General features: G+C 69.6%; 12 protein-coding genes and 1 tRNA gene. 2 read left to right on the forward strand and 11 right to left on the reverse strand.

The genetic code is table 11. The features are described from left to right. The 4 genes from TR49_RS20950 to TR49_RS20965 form a co-directional block, all read right to left on the reverse strand. Positions 1-816: a hypothetical protein gene (locus tag TR49_RS20950; RefSeq protein ID WP_042383731.1), complete on the reverse strand. Its 816-nt coding sequence runs from the start codon at positions 814-816 to the stop codon at positions 1-3. A gap of 211 nt (positions 817-1,027) precedes the next feature. Next, positions 1,028-2,881 (reverse strand): phospholipase C, encoded by a 1,854-nt coding sequence (locus TR49_RS20955; RefSeq protein ID WP_042383732.1) that lies wholly within the window; start codon positions 2,879-2,881, stop codon positions 1,028-1,030. A gap of 149 nt (positions 2,882-3,030) precedes the next feature. Further along, positions 3,031-4,257, reverse strand: coding sequence for an iron uptake transporter deferrochelatase/peroxidase subunit (efeB, locus tag TR49_RS20960; RefSeq protein ID WP_052434478.1), 1,227 nt, complete (start codon positions 4,255-4,257; stop codon positions 3,031-3,033). Further along, positions 4,257-5,447 (reverse strand): EfeM/EfeO family lipoprotein, encoded by a 1,191-nt coding sequence (locus tag TR49_RS20965; protein WP_160311623.1) that lies wholly within the window; start codon positions 5,445-5,447, stop codon positions 4,257-4,259. The genes efeB and TR49_RS20965 overlap by 1 nt, the downstream gene beginning before the upstream one ends. A 194-nt stretch (positions 5,448-5,641) precedes the next feature. On the opposite strand from TR49_RS20965, the gene pyk reads away from it, so the two are divergent. Continuing rightward, positions 5,642-7,087: a pyruvate kinase gene (gene pyk, locus TR49_RS20970; protein ID WP_042383733.1), complete on the forward strand. Its 1,446-nt coding sequence runs from the start codon at positions 5,642-5,644 to the stop codon at positions 7,085-7,087. A 71-nt stretch (positions 7,088-7,158) separates the two neighbouring features. Here the strand turns inward: pyk and TR49_RS20975 are convergent, their stop codons facing one another. Beyond that, positions 7,159-8,793, reverse strand: a complete 1,635-nt coding sequence (locus TR49_RS20975; protein ID WP_042383734.1) for an APC family permease — start codon at positions 8,791-8,793, stop codon at positions 7,159-7,161. A gap of 411 nt (positions 8,794-9,204) precedes the next feature. Then, a tRNA-Leu gene (locus tag TR49_RS20980) sits at positions 9,205-9,285 on the reverse strand. Positions 9,286-9,376: 91 nt separating this feature from the next. Between TR49_RS20980 and TR49_RS20985 the strand changes: the two genes are divergently transcribed. Next, positions 9,377-10,003: an ANTAR domain-containing response regulator gene (locus tag TR49_RS20985; protein WP_042383735.1), complete on the forward strand. Its 627-nt coding sequence runs from the start codon at positions 9,377-9,379 to the stop codon at positions 10,001-10,003. A gap of 65 nt (positions 10,004-10,068) precedes the next feature. On the opposite strand, the gene TR49_RS20990 is transcribed toward TR49_RS20985, so the two are convergent. The 5 genes from TR49_RS20990 to TR49_RS21010 all read right to left on the reverse strand — a co-directional run bounded on the left by TR49_RS20990 (position 10,069) and on the right by TR49_RS21010 (position 15,736). After that, a complete protein-coding gene (locus tag TR49_RS20990) occupies positions 10,069-10,785 on the reverse strand; it encodes an ABC transporter ATP-binding protein (protein WP_042383736.1) in 717 nt (238 codons plus the stop codon). Further along, positions 10,782-11,627, reverse strand: a complete 846-nt coding sequence (locus TR49_RS20995; RefSeq protein ID WP_042383822.1) for an ABC transporter ATP-binding protein — start codon at positions 11,625-11,627, stop codon at positions 10,782-10,784. Before TR49_RS20995 ends, TR49_RS20990 begins: the two co-directional genes overlap by 4 nt. 5 nt (positions 11,628-11,632) lie before the next feature. Continuing rightward, positions 11,633-13,426, reverse strand: a complete 1,794-nt coding sequence (locus tag TR49_RS21000) for a branched-chain amino acid ABC transporter permease (protein WP_042383737.1) — start codon at positions 13,424-13,426, stop codon at positions 11,633-11,635. Positions 13,427-13,431: 5 nt separating this feature from the next. After that, positions 13,432-14,361: a branched-chain amino acid ABC transporter permease gene (locus TR49_RS21005; protein ID WP_042383738.1), complete on the reverse strand. Its 930-nt coding sequence runs from the start codon at positions 14,359-14,361 to the stop codon at positions 13,432-13,434. Between the two features lie 139 nt (positions 14,362-14,500). Further along, positions 14,501-15,736: a branched-chain amino acid ABC transporter substrate-binding protein gene (locus TR49_RS21010; protein ID WP_042383739.1), complete on the reverse strand. Its 1,236-nt coding sequence runs from the start codon at positions 15,734-15,736 to the stop codon at positions 14,501-14,503. Positions 15,737-15,875 lie beyond the last annotated feature (139 nt).

Genomic DNA, 15,875 nt, shown 5'->3' on the forward strand with positions numbered 1-15,875 from the left:
CTACCCCATGGCCGCCTCCGGCTGCCCGTTCGCGACATCGAGCACCGTGCGGCCGTCCAGGACGTCGCCGAGGTGCACCTGGAGCCGGACCAGGCGCTCGTCGGCTGCGCAGACGGTGCCCGGCGACGTTGGTGCGGGCTTGTCGGTCGCGCCGACCACCACGACGTCCTTGGTCTCGTAGACCAGGCCGGTCGGCGGCAGCTTGCCGCAGCCGGTGGCCGCGCCGAGGGTGAGGGTGCGGCCGTCGGCGGAGACCGAGATCAAGGAGGCGCCCTGGTAGCCGGGCAGCGTCGGGGGCGGCGTGGGCTCCTGGCCGGGGGCCGAACCCAGGGACGCCTCGGGCCTGACCGCCGCGAACACGAACTCGCCCTGGTAGCCCTTGATCTGGAAGGCCCAGGCGGGCACGGTCGCCTCGCCCTGGCTGGTCCGCACGCGCTCGGTGGTGGCGCGGATGCCCGTGACCGTGAGCCAGGCCGGACAGCTCGCGGTCGGGCAGTGCCCGAGGCTCTCGGTGTGCAGCGCCTTGTCGGCGCCGAGAGCCGGCAGGGTGCGGGTGGTGCCGTGGTCGAAGCGCACGGTCTGCGTGGCCGGTCCGTACGGCAGGGGGACGGTCACATGGAACTGTCCGGCCTCGTAGGCGGCCTTGTCCGCCCCCGAGTGGAAGACACCCGCAGGCTCGTGCGTGGTGTCCTGGAGCGGCACGTAGCCGGACTCCCACGCCTGCTGCAGGGGCGAACCGAGCCAGCGGGACGCCAGCTCGCTCGCGCGCGTCTGGAAGCCCGGCCCCGACGGGCTCGGTGACGCCTGGACGGACACGCCCGGAGGACTCGCGCTCGCGCAACCGGTGAGGGCAGCGGTGAGCAGGGCACCGGCGAGCGCCAGGACAGGAACGGCAAGAGCACGAACAGGTCGCATACCCCTGCGACGCACGTCCCCGCTGACCGGTTCCAGGGAACGCGAGGAGGGCCGGACCCGCGACGCGGATCCGGCCCTTGGTGCACTCGGGCAGCGTTGGACGGGGGCCTTGTTACACGGTGGCCTTGCGGCGCGCCCGGCGGGAGACCGTCCAGCCGGTCCCGAGGGCGGCGATGGCGGCCGCGCCCAGGCTGATGGAGAGCATCGTCGAGCCGTTGTCGGACGTGGCCGAGGCCGCGGCCGGGGAGGCCTGGATGGCCTCGGGGGTGTCGCTGTTGTCGTGGTGCTTGATCCGCGTCACCGAGGCGACCGAGCCGTTGGTGTTGAGCAGCACTCGGACGTTGTTCGGGCAGGAGAAGTCGAAGTCCGAGTTCAGGCTGCCGGCGGTGGCGTCGAAGGAGCCGTCGCCGATGCGGCCCAGCTTCCAGTTGTCCTCGATGAAGCGGGTGATCGAGGCCTGCTGGGTGAAGGTGTGCGAGATGTTGTTGGTTCGCGCGTAGGGCGAGATCACCAGCAGCGGCTGACGCGGGCCGACGCCGCAGCGGTCGGCGTAGCCCTTCTTGGCGGCCGGGCCGGCCTGGCAGGCCGGGGAGTCGGTGGTGACGGTGCCGGAGACCGTGGAGTCCGTCGAGCCGTTGGTCGGCGCGTGGTAGACGTGGTCGTACCAGCCGTCGGAGTCGTCGTAGGCGACGACGACCGCGGTGGAGGACCACTCCGGGGAGGACTCCAGCGCGTTGATCTCCTTGACCAGGAAGTTCTGCTCGTCGATCGGGTCGGAGTAGGCCGCGTGGCCGTCCTGGTACTCGCCCGCCTTGAGGAAGCTGACGGCCGGGAGGTTGCCCTTGGCCAGCGCCGAGTCGAAGTCGGTCAGGTCGTACTCGTGGTTGGCCTGACCGGCGTTGCCGATCTCCGCCTCGCTCGCCGGCGGCAGGTGGTGCGGGTTGGAGGTCGACTTGTAGTACTCGAACGGGTTGTGGTGCGCGCTGTAGTCCGCGACCGAGGCGCCGCCGATGTTGGTGTGCGAGGCGCCGCAGACCGCGTAGCCGCTGGTGCCGTTGTACGCCGTGGTCGGGCGGAAGCCGCCCTGGAACCAGCCCCAGGTGACGTGCTTGGTGTTGAGCAGGTCACCGACGTTGGTGCCCTGCATCTCGGCCAGCGCGTTGTTGGAGGCGTGGTTGTTGTTGGCGCAGTCGTCGTAGGCCGGGTCCGGGTCGGCGGTGACGGTGCCGACGCCCTGGGCGTTGGGCGAGTGCACCGTGTAGGAGTCCGGCGTGGTGGTCTGCGTCGGGTTGGTGGTGCTGCCGTTGCCGGTGACCGAGATGACGCCGTGGGTCTGGCCGGAGACCAGGCCGAGCGCGCCGACGGTGGACGGGCCGTAGACGTCCGAGAAGGAGTTGTCGCTCAGCGTGTAGTGCTGGGCGTAGTTCCACAGACCGGTGACGGTGTTGCCGTCGTAGTAGTCCATGGCCAGGCCGGGCGCGCCGTACAGGCCGCCGGAGCAGGTGTCCTTGGAGGTGTTCTGGACGAACTTGTCCATCTTGCCGCCGTCCGCGGCGTACTGCTCCGGCGTGTAGTTGTGGTTCTGGTCGCAGGTCAGGGCCTGCTGGCCGGAGAGGCGCTGCGGCGCGTAGAGGTTCGGGTTGCTGGTCAGCAGACCCGAGTTGACCAGGTTGTTCACCTTCTTCGGCGTGTTCTTGGCCGCGGTGAACGGGGTGCCGTCGGTGTTGGTGGCCTTCGGGTAGGTGCCGAAGTAGTGGTCGAAGGAGACGTTCTCCTGGAAGATCACCACGAGGTGCTTGATCGGCGTGGTGGTGTGCACCTTGCCGTGGCCGTGGCTGCCGTGGTCCGCAGAGGCCGCCCAGGCCGGCGCGGTGCCCGCGGCGACCGTCAGTGCTGCCGCGCCTGCGAGCGCCGCGAAGCGCCGTCCCCGGCGCACGCCCTTCGCTCTATCCGTGTTGCCGCTCATGCCGCATCCCCTCCGGTAACTGCACGTTCCTCAAGCTGAACGCTCATCAACTGTGCGTCCGCATCCTTCGCGTGACGGCCGACGCGCTGGGACCGCTCAGGTGACGTGTCCGTAAACGCCACACGAAGCCTGGTCTCTGCGCGCGTAGATCACCCGAGCAGGCCCCGAGCATAACGGTCGTTCGCATCCCGAACACCCGGCAGGACGAAGAAGTACCCGCCGCCGAACGGTCGGATGTAGTCGACGAGGGGTTCTCCGGCCAGACGCTTCTGCACCGTGACGAACTGACGCTCCAGATCCTGCTGGAAGGCGCAGAAGACCAGACCCATGTCGAGGTTGCCGTCGGCGTCGGTGCCGCGGTCGTAGTTGAACCCGCGGCGCAGCAGCCGCTGCTCGGCGGTCTGCGCGGTGCGCGGGTTGGCGAGCCGCATGTGCGAGTCCATCGGGATGACGTCGCCGGTCGGGTCGGCGCCGAAGTCGGGCGTGTCCGTCTCGGTCTGACCGTCCAGCGGGGCGCCGGAGTCCTTGCGGCGCCCGAACATCCGCTCCTGCTCGGTGATGCCGACGCGGTCCCAGAACTCCACCAGCATCCGGATGAGCCGGACGGCGAGGTAGGAGCCGTCCGTGGCCCAGGCCGGCTCGCCCTGTCCCGCGTCGACCCACAGCAGCTGGTCCATCAGGCGGGTGTCCGTCGTGTCGGGGTTGGCGGTGCCGTCGCGGAAGCCCATCAGGTTGCGCGGCGTGCCGACCGGACGCGGCGGCGAGGCGAAGCCGTCGATGCGCCACCGCACCTGCATCGCGCCCCGGGTGTGCCGGGCGATGTCACGCAGGGCGTTGGCGATCACGTCGGTGTCGTCGGCCTCCAGCTGGAGCAGCAGGTCGCCGTGGCAGACCGACGGGTCGAGGTCGTCGTCGGGGAAGGCCGGCATGGTGCCGAGCCTGACGGGCCTCTGCGCGGCGAGGCCGAAGCGCTCGTCGAAGAGGGAGGCGCCGACCGCCACGAGAGCGGTCAGCAGGCCGCCGGGCGGCACCGGGCCGAGCACGCCGGAGTCGGCGGGCGGCGCACTGATCCCGAGCGGCTCGGGCACGCCCCCCGCGGTGAGCGTCCGCACCCGGTCGGTCAGCGCGCCGAAGAGGTCCGCGAGCCCGGCGCGGTCGCCGGCGGTCACGTCGAAGGAGACGAACGCCGCGACCCTGCGCTTCGGGGTGAGCACGCCGGCCTGGTGCGCGCCGTGGAAACCGCGCGGAGCCGCCGGCGACGGCGTGCTCGCCCGCGCCGCCGACGCCCCCGTCAACGCCGCCGCGGCACCGGTGGCCAGAGCGCCCGCCAGCACGGACCGCCGTGCCACGTTCTTCCCGACTGCGTCCCGCGCCACTACTGCGTCCTCCGTACTTCCAGCACCGACGCCACCGGTGCGAGCTGCTCGACCAGGTCGCCGAAGACGGCGTTCAGCTTCTCGCGCTGCGGCTGCGTCAGACTGCCCAGCGGGGTGTTCCCGGCCGCGGTCAGCTGGGCGCGGGCCGCCGCCATCGCCGCGTCGATCCGCGGCATCGGGACGCGCGAGATCAGCAGCGGACGCAGCAGGGTCAGCACCTCCGTGGTGCCGTCCAGGTTGGCGCCGACGGTGGCCAGGTTGGAGTCGCTGCCGTAGTCGGTGCGCCCGCTGAGCTCGAACTCGATGGCGTTCTCGACGATCTCGTGCGCGCGCACGCCCAGCACGGCCGGGTCCAGCTGGACCTTCGGCCAGGCAGCCTCCAGCCCCCGCACGTCGGAGAGGAGCTTGGCGGCGACCGGTTCCAGGCCGGTGGTCGAGCCCTGGTGCCACAGCCCGTACTCGACGCCGTGGAAGCCGGTGTCGTGGCTGCGCGGACCGTTGATCTCGTCGTCGACGTCGCCGAAGGCCCCGTACGCGGCGCCGAGGCGCTCGTAGGCGAGGTGCGCGGTGAGCCAGCGCTGCTTGGCCCCGGCGAGGTCGCCGGAGGCGACGGCGCTGTGCAGCGCGTCCACGTCGGTCACCAGACCGGGCAGTTGCCCCGCGACCCAGTGCTGGTAGGCGAGCGCGGCCGGGATCAGGTCCTGCTGGGTGACCGGCACGACGGCCGGGGTGCCCTGACCCGCGCCGGTGCCGGCGCCGGTGACCTTGACGGTGGGGCCGGTCGCGGCGTCGACGTCCTGCTGCAGACAGCGGAAGGCGTAGGAGCCGGCCGCCAGGCGGACCAGCAGCGGCCGGGAGCGGTTCGGTGCCAGCCCCTCGACCTCGCCGACCACCGCGCCCGAAGCGGGCTCGACGAGCTGCACGTCGGCGGGCGCGATCCCGGAGTTGGAAATGTCGAAGACCTGGAGCCCGGTTGTCGTGTGCCCGCTGCTCCAGCCCGCGCCGCAGCCGCCGGGGGAGACCTGGACCAAGGTGTGCGGCAGTCCGGAGTAGCCGTCCGCCTGCTGCCCGGACGTGCCCCCCGCGCTCGGCGCGGCCCCCGCGCCCCCCGAAAGCTGCCAGACAGCCGCGCCGGTCAGCGCCACAGCCGCGGCGGCAGCCAGTGCCGTCGTTCGTCGTACCCGTTCCACTCGCGGAAGCCTAGGCAGCGGCGACGGGCGTTCGACAGGGGGAGGGGTGTACGTCAAGGAAGTGTTCCCCCGCGGTTCATCCGCGCGTTCGGCGCGTGTACGTTTCGGAATCTTCAACGCTCCGTCGGACAAAAGACATCTGACGGACCGCCAGCGCCACGAAGCTACCAGAGGGTAGGAACTAGGCTCGTTTTATGCGCCGAGCAAAAATCGTCTGTACGCTAGGCCCCGCCTCCGACAGCTTCGAGCAGATCAAAGCGCTCGTGGAAGCCGGTATGGACGTGGCCCGCTTCAACCTCAGCCACGGCAGCTACGCCGAGCACGAGGACCGTTACCGCCGAGTCCGCAAGGCCGCGGACGAGACCGGCCGCAGCGTCGGCATCCTGGTCGACCTGCAGGGCCCCAAGATCCGCCTGGACACCTTCGCCGAGGGGCCCGTGCTCCTGGAGCGCGGGGACTCCTTCACCATCACCACCGCCGACGTCGAGGGCGACCGAAACCGCTGCGGCACCACCTACAAGGGCCTGTGCCACGACGTCACCCCCGGTGAGCGCATCCTCGTCGACGACGGCCGGGTGACGCTCGAAGTCACTGCCGTCGAGGGGCAGGACGTGCACTGCGCCGTCGTCGAGGGCGGCATGGTCTCCGACCACAAGGGCCTCAACCTCCCGGGTGTGGCCGTCTCCGTTCCCGCGCTGAGCGACAAGGACGTCGCCGACCTGCGCTGGGGCCTTCGCATCGGCGCCGACCTGGTCGCCCTCTCCTTCGTCCGCAGCGCGGACGACATCAAGGACGTCCACCGCATCATGAGCGAGGAGGGGCGCTTCGTCCCGGTCATCGCCAAGGTGGAGAAGCCCCAGGCGGTCGAGAAGCTCGAGGAGATCGTCGACGCCTTCGACGCCGTCATGGTTGCCCGCGGGGACCTGGGCGTCGAGATGCCGCTGGAGCAGGTGCCGCTGGTCCAGAAGCGCGCCATCAAGCTCTGCCGCCGCAACGCCAAACCGGTCATCGTGGCCACGCAGATGCTGGACTCGATGATCAACGCCTCGCGGCCGACCCGCGCCGAGGCGTCCGACGTCGCCAACGCCGTCCTCGACGGCGCGGACGCGGTGATGCTCTCCGGCGAGACCAGCGTCGGCAAGTTCCCGGTGGAGACGGTCAGGACCATGTCCCGCATCGTCTGCGCCGCCGAGGAGGACATCCTCGCGGCCGGGCTGCCGCCGCTGAGCGCCACCAGCAAGCCGCGCACCCAGGGCGGCGCGGTCGCCCGCGCGGCCGCGGAGATCGGCGACTTCCTGCACGCCAAGTACCTGGTCGCGTTCACCCAGTCCGGCGACACCGCGCGGCGGCTGTCCCGCTATCGCTCGCCGATCCCGGTTCTGGCCTTCACCTACGAACCGGCCGTGCGCAGCCAGTTGGCGCTGACCTGGGGTGTGGAGACCTTCCTCGGCCCGTTCGTCGGCACCACGGACGAGATGATCGACCAGGTGGACGCGGCGCTGCTGGCCATCGGCCGGTGCGATGTGGGCGACATCGTCGTGATCACCGCCGGCTCCCCTCCGGGGCTGGCCGGGTCCACCAACCTGGTCCGGGTCCACCACGTCGGCCAGGACGACCTGCCGCTGCCGACCCGGCCGTAACGCACGCACAAGAAGAGCCCGGCCGGAGCGACGTTGCTCCGACCGGGCTCGGTCATGTCATCCGAGGGAGGTCAGTGCCCACCCTCGTCCACGACCTCGACGTCCTCGATGTTGCGCTCGATCTCGGCGGCCTTGAGCGAGGTTGCGATCGCCCAGTAGTACACGCCCAGGGCGAAGACGGCGACGATGGCGATGTCCACCCACAGCGGGATGTTGCCGGTGCCGCCGAACTGGCCCTGCCAGGAGACGAGGCCGATGCCGACCAGGTAGACCGGCAGCCACTGCGCCGACTTCCAGTCCATCTTCGGCGCGTAGGGCTTGCCGGTGGCGGAGGCGTACGCGGCGTAGGAGCCCATCAGCACGTAGCCGAGCAGGATCGCGAGGCCGAGGCGCCACAGGGTGCTCCAGCCGGACCAGTAGATGATCAGGGTCGCGATGACGAACGACAGCGGCGAGATGACCTGGCCGAACGGCAGGCGGTAGGGACGCTCACGCGCCGGCAGCTGCTTGCGCAGCGCGCCGTAGGCGAGGGGAGCGCCCGCGTACATCAGCACCGAGGCGGAGGTGATGAAGGAGACCAGCGCCTGCCAGCTCGGGAAGGGCAGGAAGCAGATGACGCCGACCACGAAGGAGATGATCAGGCCGAACCACGGGACACCCTGGCGCTCGGTCTTCTCGAACAGCTTCGGCGCGTAGCCGTTGCGGCTCAGACCGAAGGAGATGCGGGAGGTCGAGGTGGTGTAGATCAGGCCGGTACCGGCCGGGGAGACCACCGCGTCCAGGTAGAGGAACCAGGCCAGCCAGCCGAGGCCGACCAGCGAGGCCAGACCCGCCCACGGGCCGGAGATGCCCTGGTAGGCCAGGCTCGCCCAGCCCTTGGCGAAGGAGGCGCCGGGGAGCGCGCCGATGTAGGCGACCTGCAGCAGGACGTAGATCGCGGCGCCGATGGCGACCGAGCCGAGGACGGCGCGGGGGATGTCCTTCTTCGGGTTCTTGCTCTCACCGGCGAGCTGGATCGCCTGCTCGAAGCCGAGCAGGGCGAAGATGATGCCGGAGGTGCTGATCGCGGCCAGGATGCCCTTGCCACCGAACGGCATGAAGCCGTGCGAGGTGAAGTTGCTGCCGTGGAAGTGCGTCAGCGCCACCACGAAGATCGTCACCAGCGGGATGAAGATCTTCCACCAGGTCGCCGCGCTGTTGGTGTGCGCCAGTACCTTGACGCCCAGGAAGTTCACGGCCACGAAGACGGCCATGAGGATCACCGCGACGACGAAGCCCGAGGTCGTCAGCGTTCCGTCGGCGTTCTGGAACCCGGTGGCCCAGGACCAGTGACCGGCGTAGCCGATCATCGCCTCGACCTCGATCGGCGCCACGGTGGCGGCCTGCAGCCAGGAGAACCAACCGAACGACATGCCGGCGAGGCCGCCGAAGGTGTAGTGCGGGTAGCGCGCGGTACCGCCGGCGACCGGGAACATGCCACCGAGCTCGGCGTGCACCAGGGCGAGCAGCACGATGGCGACCGCGCCGATCAGCCAGGAGATCACAGCGGCCGGACCGGCCATCATGACGGCGTTCTTCGCGCCGTAGAGCCATCCGGATCCGATGATCGAACCGACGGATGCCCACATCAGACCGATCAGGCCGATCTCGCGGCGCAGGGTCCTGCCCTTGGCGGGGGATGAGGGCAGTTGGGTACTGGTGCTCATGCAAGCCTCTCGGAGGGTGGGGAGCAGTTGCTTGAGAGTTGCCCAACCGTAAGGGCGACATTTATCCCATGCATAGACGCCGTTACTGAATAGATGCCTTCGGATGCTGTGTATTCGCAGCTCAGAGAATGCTCAAGTCGCTGAGGAAGATTTGAGCCTGGCTCGTAACGGCGCAGAATATTCAGTGATCTACGCGGGTTGCCCTAAGAATCTGATGGATACGGGGCCCACGCCTTGAGATTCGTTGGAGGCCGCCTGGGAGGCCGCTGGATCTATGCAGAGTTGGGCGCCTGAGGACGTAAGGGGCGGGCTGGCACTGCGTCCCTTGCGCCGTGTCACGCCGAGCCGACCGCTCCCGTCCACATCGTGAGACGGCATGAAAAAGGCCCGCCGAAGCGGGCCCTCGTGGGGTGCCGGGTGCGGGATTCGAACCCGCAAGCCTTTCGGCAGATGTGTTTGAGACATCCGTGTATGCCGTTCCACCAACCCGGCCGGTCGTGTGCATGAGCACCATACCGTGTGCGCCCACTGCGATGCAGCTAGGTAGGCTTGCGCCGTACGCCCCGGAGCTACGAGGAGCATCGTGACCGCCGCCGACGCGCAGGACCCGCACGTCCCGCCGACGACCACCCGTGTCGTCATCGCCGAGGACGAGGCACTGATCCGCCTCGACCTCAAGGAGATGCTTGAGGAGGAGGGCTACACCGTGGTCGGCGAGGCCGGCGACGGTGAGACGGCCGTCCGGCTCGCCGAGGAGCTGAAGCCCGACCTGGTGATCCTGGACGTGAAGATGCCCGTCCTGGACGGCCTCTCGGCCGCCGAGCAGATCCACCAGGCCCACATCGCGCCGACGCTGATGCTGACCGCCTTCTCCCAGCGCGAGCTGGTGGAGCGGGCCCGCGACGCCGGGGCGATGGCCTATATCGTCAAGCCGTTCAACAAGGGCGACCTGGTCCCCGCCATCGAGATGGCCGTCTCCCGCTACAGCGAGATGCGCGCGCTGGAGCTGGAGGTCGAGGACCTCAACCTGCGTCTGGAGACCCGCAAGCTGGTCGACCGGGCCAAGAGCGTGCTGCAGACCAAGTTCGGGCTGACCGAGCCGGCCGCGTTCCGCTGGATCCAGAAGACCTCGATGGACCGGCGGATGACCATGAAGGCCGTCGCCGAGGCCGTCATCGAGGAAGGCGCCGCGCAGGACGCCAAGAAGTAGGGGACAGAAGAAGACAAAAAGAAGAGGGGTGCGAGGCCGACGGCCTCGCACCCCTCTTCCGTGTCTCAGTCCTCGCCGAGGTACGCCTTGCGGACGGACTCGTCGTGCAGCAGGTCCGCGCCGGTACCGGACAGCGAGATCCGCCCGACCTCCATCACGTGCCCCTGGTCCGCCAGCGACAGTGCGGCCTGGGCGTTCTGCTCGACCAGCAGGATGGTCATGCCCTGCGCGCGCAGCTCGGTGATGGTCGACATGATCTTCTGCATCATGATCGGGGACAGGCCCATGCTGGGCTCGTCCAGCATCAGCAGCTTCGGCTGCGACATCAGCGCGCGGCCCATCGCGAGCATCTGCTGCTCACCGCCGGACAGCGTGCCCGCGGCCTGCTTGCGGCGCTCGCCGAGGATCGGGAAGAGCTCGTACGCCCGCTCGACGTCGGCCTGGATGCCCGGGGTGTCCCGGCGCAGGAACGCGCCGAGCAGCAGGTTCTCCTCGATGGTCATCCGCGCGAAGATGCGGCGGCCCTCGGGGGAGTGGGCCAGGCCCATCTTGACGATCTCGTGGGCGGGCTTGCCGTCGATCCGCTCGCCCTTGAAGAGGATGGTGCCCGCCGTGGGCTGGTGCAGCCCGGATATGGTCCGCAGCGTGGTGGTCTTGCCGGCGCCGTTGGTGCCGATGAGCGTGACCACCTGTCCTTCCTCGATGCTGAAGGAGATCCCCTTGACGGCCTCGATCTTGCCGTAGGCGACGCGGAGGTCCTGGACCTCGAGAAGCGCGGTCACTGGTTCTCCTCCGGGGTGGTGCTGTCGGCGTTGCCCTCGTAGGGCGTGCCGAGGTAGGCGGCGACGACGCGCTCGTCGCCCTGGACGGTCGCGGCGTCGCCCTCCACGAGCTTCTGGCCCTGGACCAGGACGGCCACGCGGTCGCACAGGTTGAAGATGAAGCGCATGTCGTGCTCGATGACCAGGACGGCGATGCCGCGGTCGCGGACGGCGAAGACCAGTTCCTCGGTGGCCCGGGTCTCCTGCGGGTTCATCCCGGCCGTGGGCTCGTCGAGCAGCAGCAGGCCGGGCTCGCTGGCGAGGGCGCGGGCGACCTCCAGCTTGCGCTGCTCGCCGTAGGGGAGGTTGCGGGCCAGGGTGCCCGCCTTGTTCGCGAGGCCGACGAAGTCGAGGTACTCCATCGCCTTGGCCCTGGAGTCGGCTTCTTCGCGACGGTAGCCGGGGCCGCGCAGGATGGCCGAGATGAGGCCTTCCTTGGTGCGGGTGTGCCGGCCGACGAGGACGTTCTCCAGCACCGTCATGTTGTGGAAGAGACGGATGTTCTGGAAGGTGCGGGCCATCCCCGCCTGCGTCACCTTGTGCGGCTTGGGCGGGAGCGTCGCTCCCTTGTACGTGACGGTCCCCTCGGTGGGGACGTAGAGGCCGGTGAGGCAGTTGAAGAAGGTGGTCTTGCCGGCTCCGTTGGGGCCGATGAGCCCGATGATCTCGCCGGTGTTGACGGTCAGTGAGACGTCGTTGACGGCGGTGAGGCCGCCGAAGCGCATGACGACGTTGCTCGCCTGGAGCAGCGGGGTGCCCGGAGCGGGTGCGTTGTCGACGGTGGCGGTGGTGGTGTCGGTCATCGCGTTCACGCCTCTGCGGTGCGGAGTTCGGGGGTGGGCCCTTCCTGGCCGTCCTCGGTCTGGGATTCGTGGAACTCCAGCTGGCGGCGGCGGTTGGGGATGATGCCCTCGGGACGGAAACGCATGAAGAGGATCAGGGTGATGCCGAAGAGCAGCAGCTGGTAGTCGTGCAGGAACGAGAGCTTGGCCTGCAGCAGGAAGAACAGCGAGGCGCCGACCAACGGCCCGGAGACCGTGCCCATGCCGCCGATGACGACCGCGGCCAGCAGGAAGGCCGAGTTCGGCGGGGTGGGCCCGGCGAACTGGAAGGTGTCCGGCACGATGCTGTAGTTGACGTGGACGAAGACGGTGCCGGCCAGGCCGGCCAGGGTGGCGCCGAGGGCGAAGGCCAGCAGCTTGAAGCGGAAGCCGTTGATGCCCATCGCGGTGGCCGCGGTCTCGTCCTCGCGGATGGCGACCCAGGCGCGTCCGATCCGGGAGTTGGCGGAGCGGGCGAACACCAGCACGATGATCGCGGTGAAGATCAGCATCAGCTCGAAGTAGTTGGCGAAGCGGCCGATGTCGAACGGTCCGAAGCTGTGGGCCGAGCCGAAGTCGAACCCGAAGATGTTCAGGTCGGGGACGTTGCTGATGCCGATGGCGCCGTTGGTGACGTTCGGACCGGAGGTCCCGTCGAGGTTCTGCACGACGATGCGGAAGATCTCACCGAAGCCGAGGGTCACGATGGCCAGGTAGTCGCCGCGCACCCGCAGGGTCGGCGCGCCGAGCAGGACGCCGAAGATCCCGGAGACGACGGCGCCGAGCAGCGCGGCGGCCCAGAACGGGAACTGGACGTTGAACGCGGTGCCGGCGGCGCCGGAGACCAGGGCCGCGGTGTACGCGCCGACGCCGAGGAAGGCGACGTAGCCGAGGTCCAGCAGGCCGGCGAGGCCGACGACGATGTTCAGGCCGAGGGCGGTGGCCGCGAAGATCAGGATGCTGACGCCGAGGTTGGCGTTGGCCTCCGCGTTGGAGCTCGTCTGGGTGAACGGGAAGAGCCCCGCCGCGACGAAGGCGCCGACGGTGGCGAGGACGCGGTGACGCTGCATGATCTCGCCGAGCCGGGCGAAGTCGCCGGACCGGTTCAGGGCCCAGGCGGCGAAGCCGGCGAGGATCAGGAACCCGGCGAACAGCTCGGCGTAGGAGGTGTCGACGCCGTAGGCGAAGACGCCGAGGGCCGCGGCCAGGGTCAGCAGGACGATGCCCACCTCGAAGGCGGGGGCCAGCCGCTTGGCAGGAGCCAGCTCGGGGCGCTTGCCCGGGTAGAGCAGCGCACCGAGGCGGTGGCCCTGCGGGTGCTGCCCGTCGCGGGGCAGTCCGAGCGCGCCGACGACGGCGAGCAGCGAGGCGATGCCGGCGACCCAGCCGCCGGTGGTGAGGTTGGCCAGGCCGCCGAGCTCGACGCTGATGGCGATCAGGGTGAACCAGGTGCTGGCGGCCGCGCCGACGGCGAGGATCACCGTGGTCCCCTCGGCGCCGCCGGGGGCGAGGCCGCGCAGCCCCGGGGTGCCGTAGCCCACGAGGAGGTAGACCAGGGTGAGCAGCCCGCCGGTGAACGTGATCCACTGCAGTCCGCCGGGGTAACCGCTGAGGGTCAGGTCCCCGGGGAACTGCGAGCTGTAGGTCCAGGACAGGAAGGCGGAGGCGGCGGTGAGCACGGCGCCCGCCGCGGTGACCGCGCGAGCCGCGGCGGTCGGGAGCGGTATGGCCGGCTTGGGCGCGGCGGCCGCTTCGGGTCGGATCTGGAGGGTGTCGGTCATGGTGGTTACGCCCTGTCCGCGACGCGCTCGCCGAGCAGGCCCTGCGGCCTGACCATGAGCACCAGGATGAGGATGACGAAGGCCCAGACGCTGGACCAGGACTGGCTGCTGAACTGGCTCATGCCGGGGATGTCGGCGATGTAGATCGCGGTGAGGTTCTGGACCAGGCCGAGGACCAGACCGCCGAGCATGGCGCCGTAGATGTTGCCGATGCCGCCGAGCACGGCCGCGGTGAAGGCGTAGAGGCCGGTGAGGAAGCCCATGTCGAACTTGATCTCGCCGTAGCGAAGACCCCAGGCCACGCCGGCGATCCCGGCGAAGCCGGCGCCGAGCGCGAAGGCGATGACGATGACCCGGTCGGTGTTGATGCCCATGAGCTTGGCGGTGTCCGGGTCCTGCGCGGTGGCCTGCATGGCCCGGCCGGTGCGCGTGGTGCGCACGAAGTAGGCGAGGAACAGGGTGGAGAGCACGGCGGCGACCACCACGAAGATGTCCGCCGACTGGATCAGCACGCCGCCGACGTGGAACGGGCCGCCCGGCAGGCTGGGGAAGACGCGGGGCGACTTGGCGCTGGGGTAGAAGCCCCAGACGAGCTGCTGCAGGGTGATCGACACACCGATCGCGGTGATCAGCGGTGCGAGGCGTGGCGCGTTACGCAGCGGCCGGTAGGCGAGCCGTTCGGTGAGCACGGCGATCACCGTCGAGGTGACGATGGCCCCGAGCAGCATCAGGGGGATGGCGATCCACATCGAGGTCCCGGATCCGAGTCCGAGGTAGACCGACAGGGCGCCGAAGGCACCGGTCATGAAGATCTCGCCGTGGGCGAAGTTGATGAGCTGGACGATGCCGTAGACGATCGTGTAGCCGACGGCGATCAGTCCGTAGGTCGCGCCCAGAAGCAGGCCGTTGACCAGGTTTTGCGGCAGTTCGTGCACCGCGGTCCTCCGTGTTCGAGCCGGTGTCGGACCCTGTCCGCGGACCGGACGTGGAACCGCGCGGGGGCAAGGTGTGGTGCCCCCGCGCGGTTGGTGTCTCAGAAGGTGCCTCGGCGGATGCGCGCCGGTGCAGGCGGCGTCAGCCGGAGAAGGTGCCGGTCTTGATGGTGGTCCAGACGCCGTTCTTGACGCCGTAGACGGTCAGCTGCTTGTTGGTGGCGTCGCCGTACTGGTCGAAGGAGACCGTGCCGGTCACACCGGAGAAGTTGACGTTGCTCATCGCCTTCTCCACCGCCTGGCGCGGGTTGCTGGGCAGCTTGCCGTTGTTGGCGCTGACGACGGCCTTGACCGCCTCGATGATCGCCCAGGCGCTGTCGTAGGAGTAGCCGCCGTAGGCGCCGTAGGCCTGGGAGTAGCCGCCGGCCTTGTAGTTGGTCACGAAGGTCTGGGCGGAGGGCAGGGACTCCACCGGCGCGCCCACGGAGGTGGCGAAGTCGCCGTTGGCGGCGGTGCCGGCCAGCTTGATGTAGGTCGGGTCGTAGTTGCCGTCGCCGCCGATCACCGGGATGTTGGCGCCGCCCGCCTTGAGCTGCTTGGTCAGCGGGGCCGCGTCCGGGTACTCGCCGCCGAAGTAGACGAAGTCGGCACCGGAGGACTTGATCGCGTTGACCGTGGAGGAGAAGTCGCTCGCGCCGCTGGTGACGTGGTCCTGGCCGGCCACCGTGCCGCCGAGCTTGGTGAACTCGTCCTTGAAGGTGCCGACCAGGCCGACGCCGTAGGCGTCCTTGTTGTCGACCAGGAAGACCTTCTTCTTGCCCAGGGTGCTGAAGGCGAACTGCGCGGCGAAGGGGCCCTGGATCGCGTCCGTGGTGGCGGTGCGGAAGTAGGACGCGAAGGGACGGGCCTTGGTGCCGGTCTGCCAGTTCGGGCCCTGGGTCAGCGCCGGGTTGGTGTTGGCCGGGGAGACCTCGACCAGGTTGGCGTTGTTGAAGGTCTTCTGCATGGTCAGCGCGACGCCGGAGTTCAGCGGGCCGACGACGCCGATGACGGAGCTGTCGCCGACGAGCTGGGTGGCGTTCAGGCTGCCCTGCTGCGGCGCGGCCTTGTCGTCCAGGGCCTCGATCTTGAAGGTGACCCCGGGGACCTCGTTGTTCTTGTTCGCGGTCTTGATGGCGAGGTCGACGGAGTTCTGGATTCCGATGCCGAGGGCCGAGAGCGAACCGGTGAGCGGCGCGTCGACGCCGATGGTGACGGTGGTGGAGCCGGAGCTGGAGCCGCCACTGCCGCTGTTCGACGCACGGGAGCCACAGGCGGTGAGGGTGAGCGTGCCGGTGGCCGCGATGGCGGTCAGCACAAGCAGGGAACGGTTTCGCACGGAGATTCCTTCCTCTGGCATGAGGGGGTCGATCCGCGCGCAGGCCCCGACCTGTCTACCCATGGCGCGGTGACTGGCCGTGACTTTAGGCCTCCATTGCGCTCGCCTGGGAGCTATTGGATGGCTATGTGATGGAGCT

It is taken from the genome of Streptacidiphilus melanogenes, assembly GCF_000787835.1.
Taxonomy (GTDB): domain Bacteria; phylum Actinomycetota; class Actinomycetes; order Streptomycetales; family Streptomycetaceae; genus Streptacidiphilus; species Streptacidiphilus melanogenes.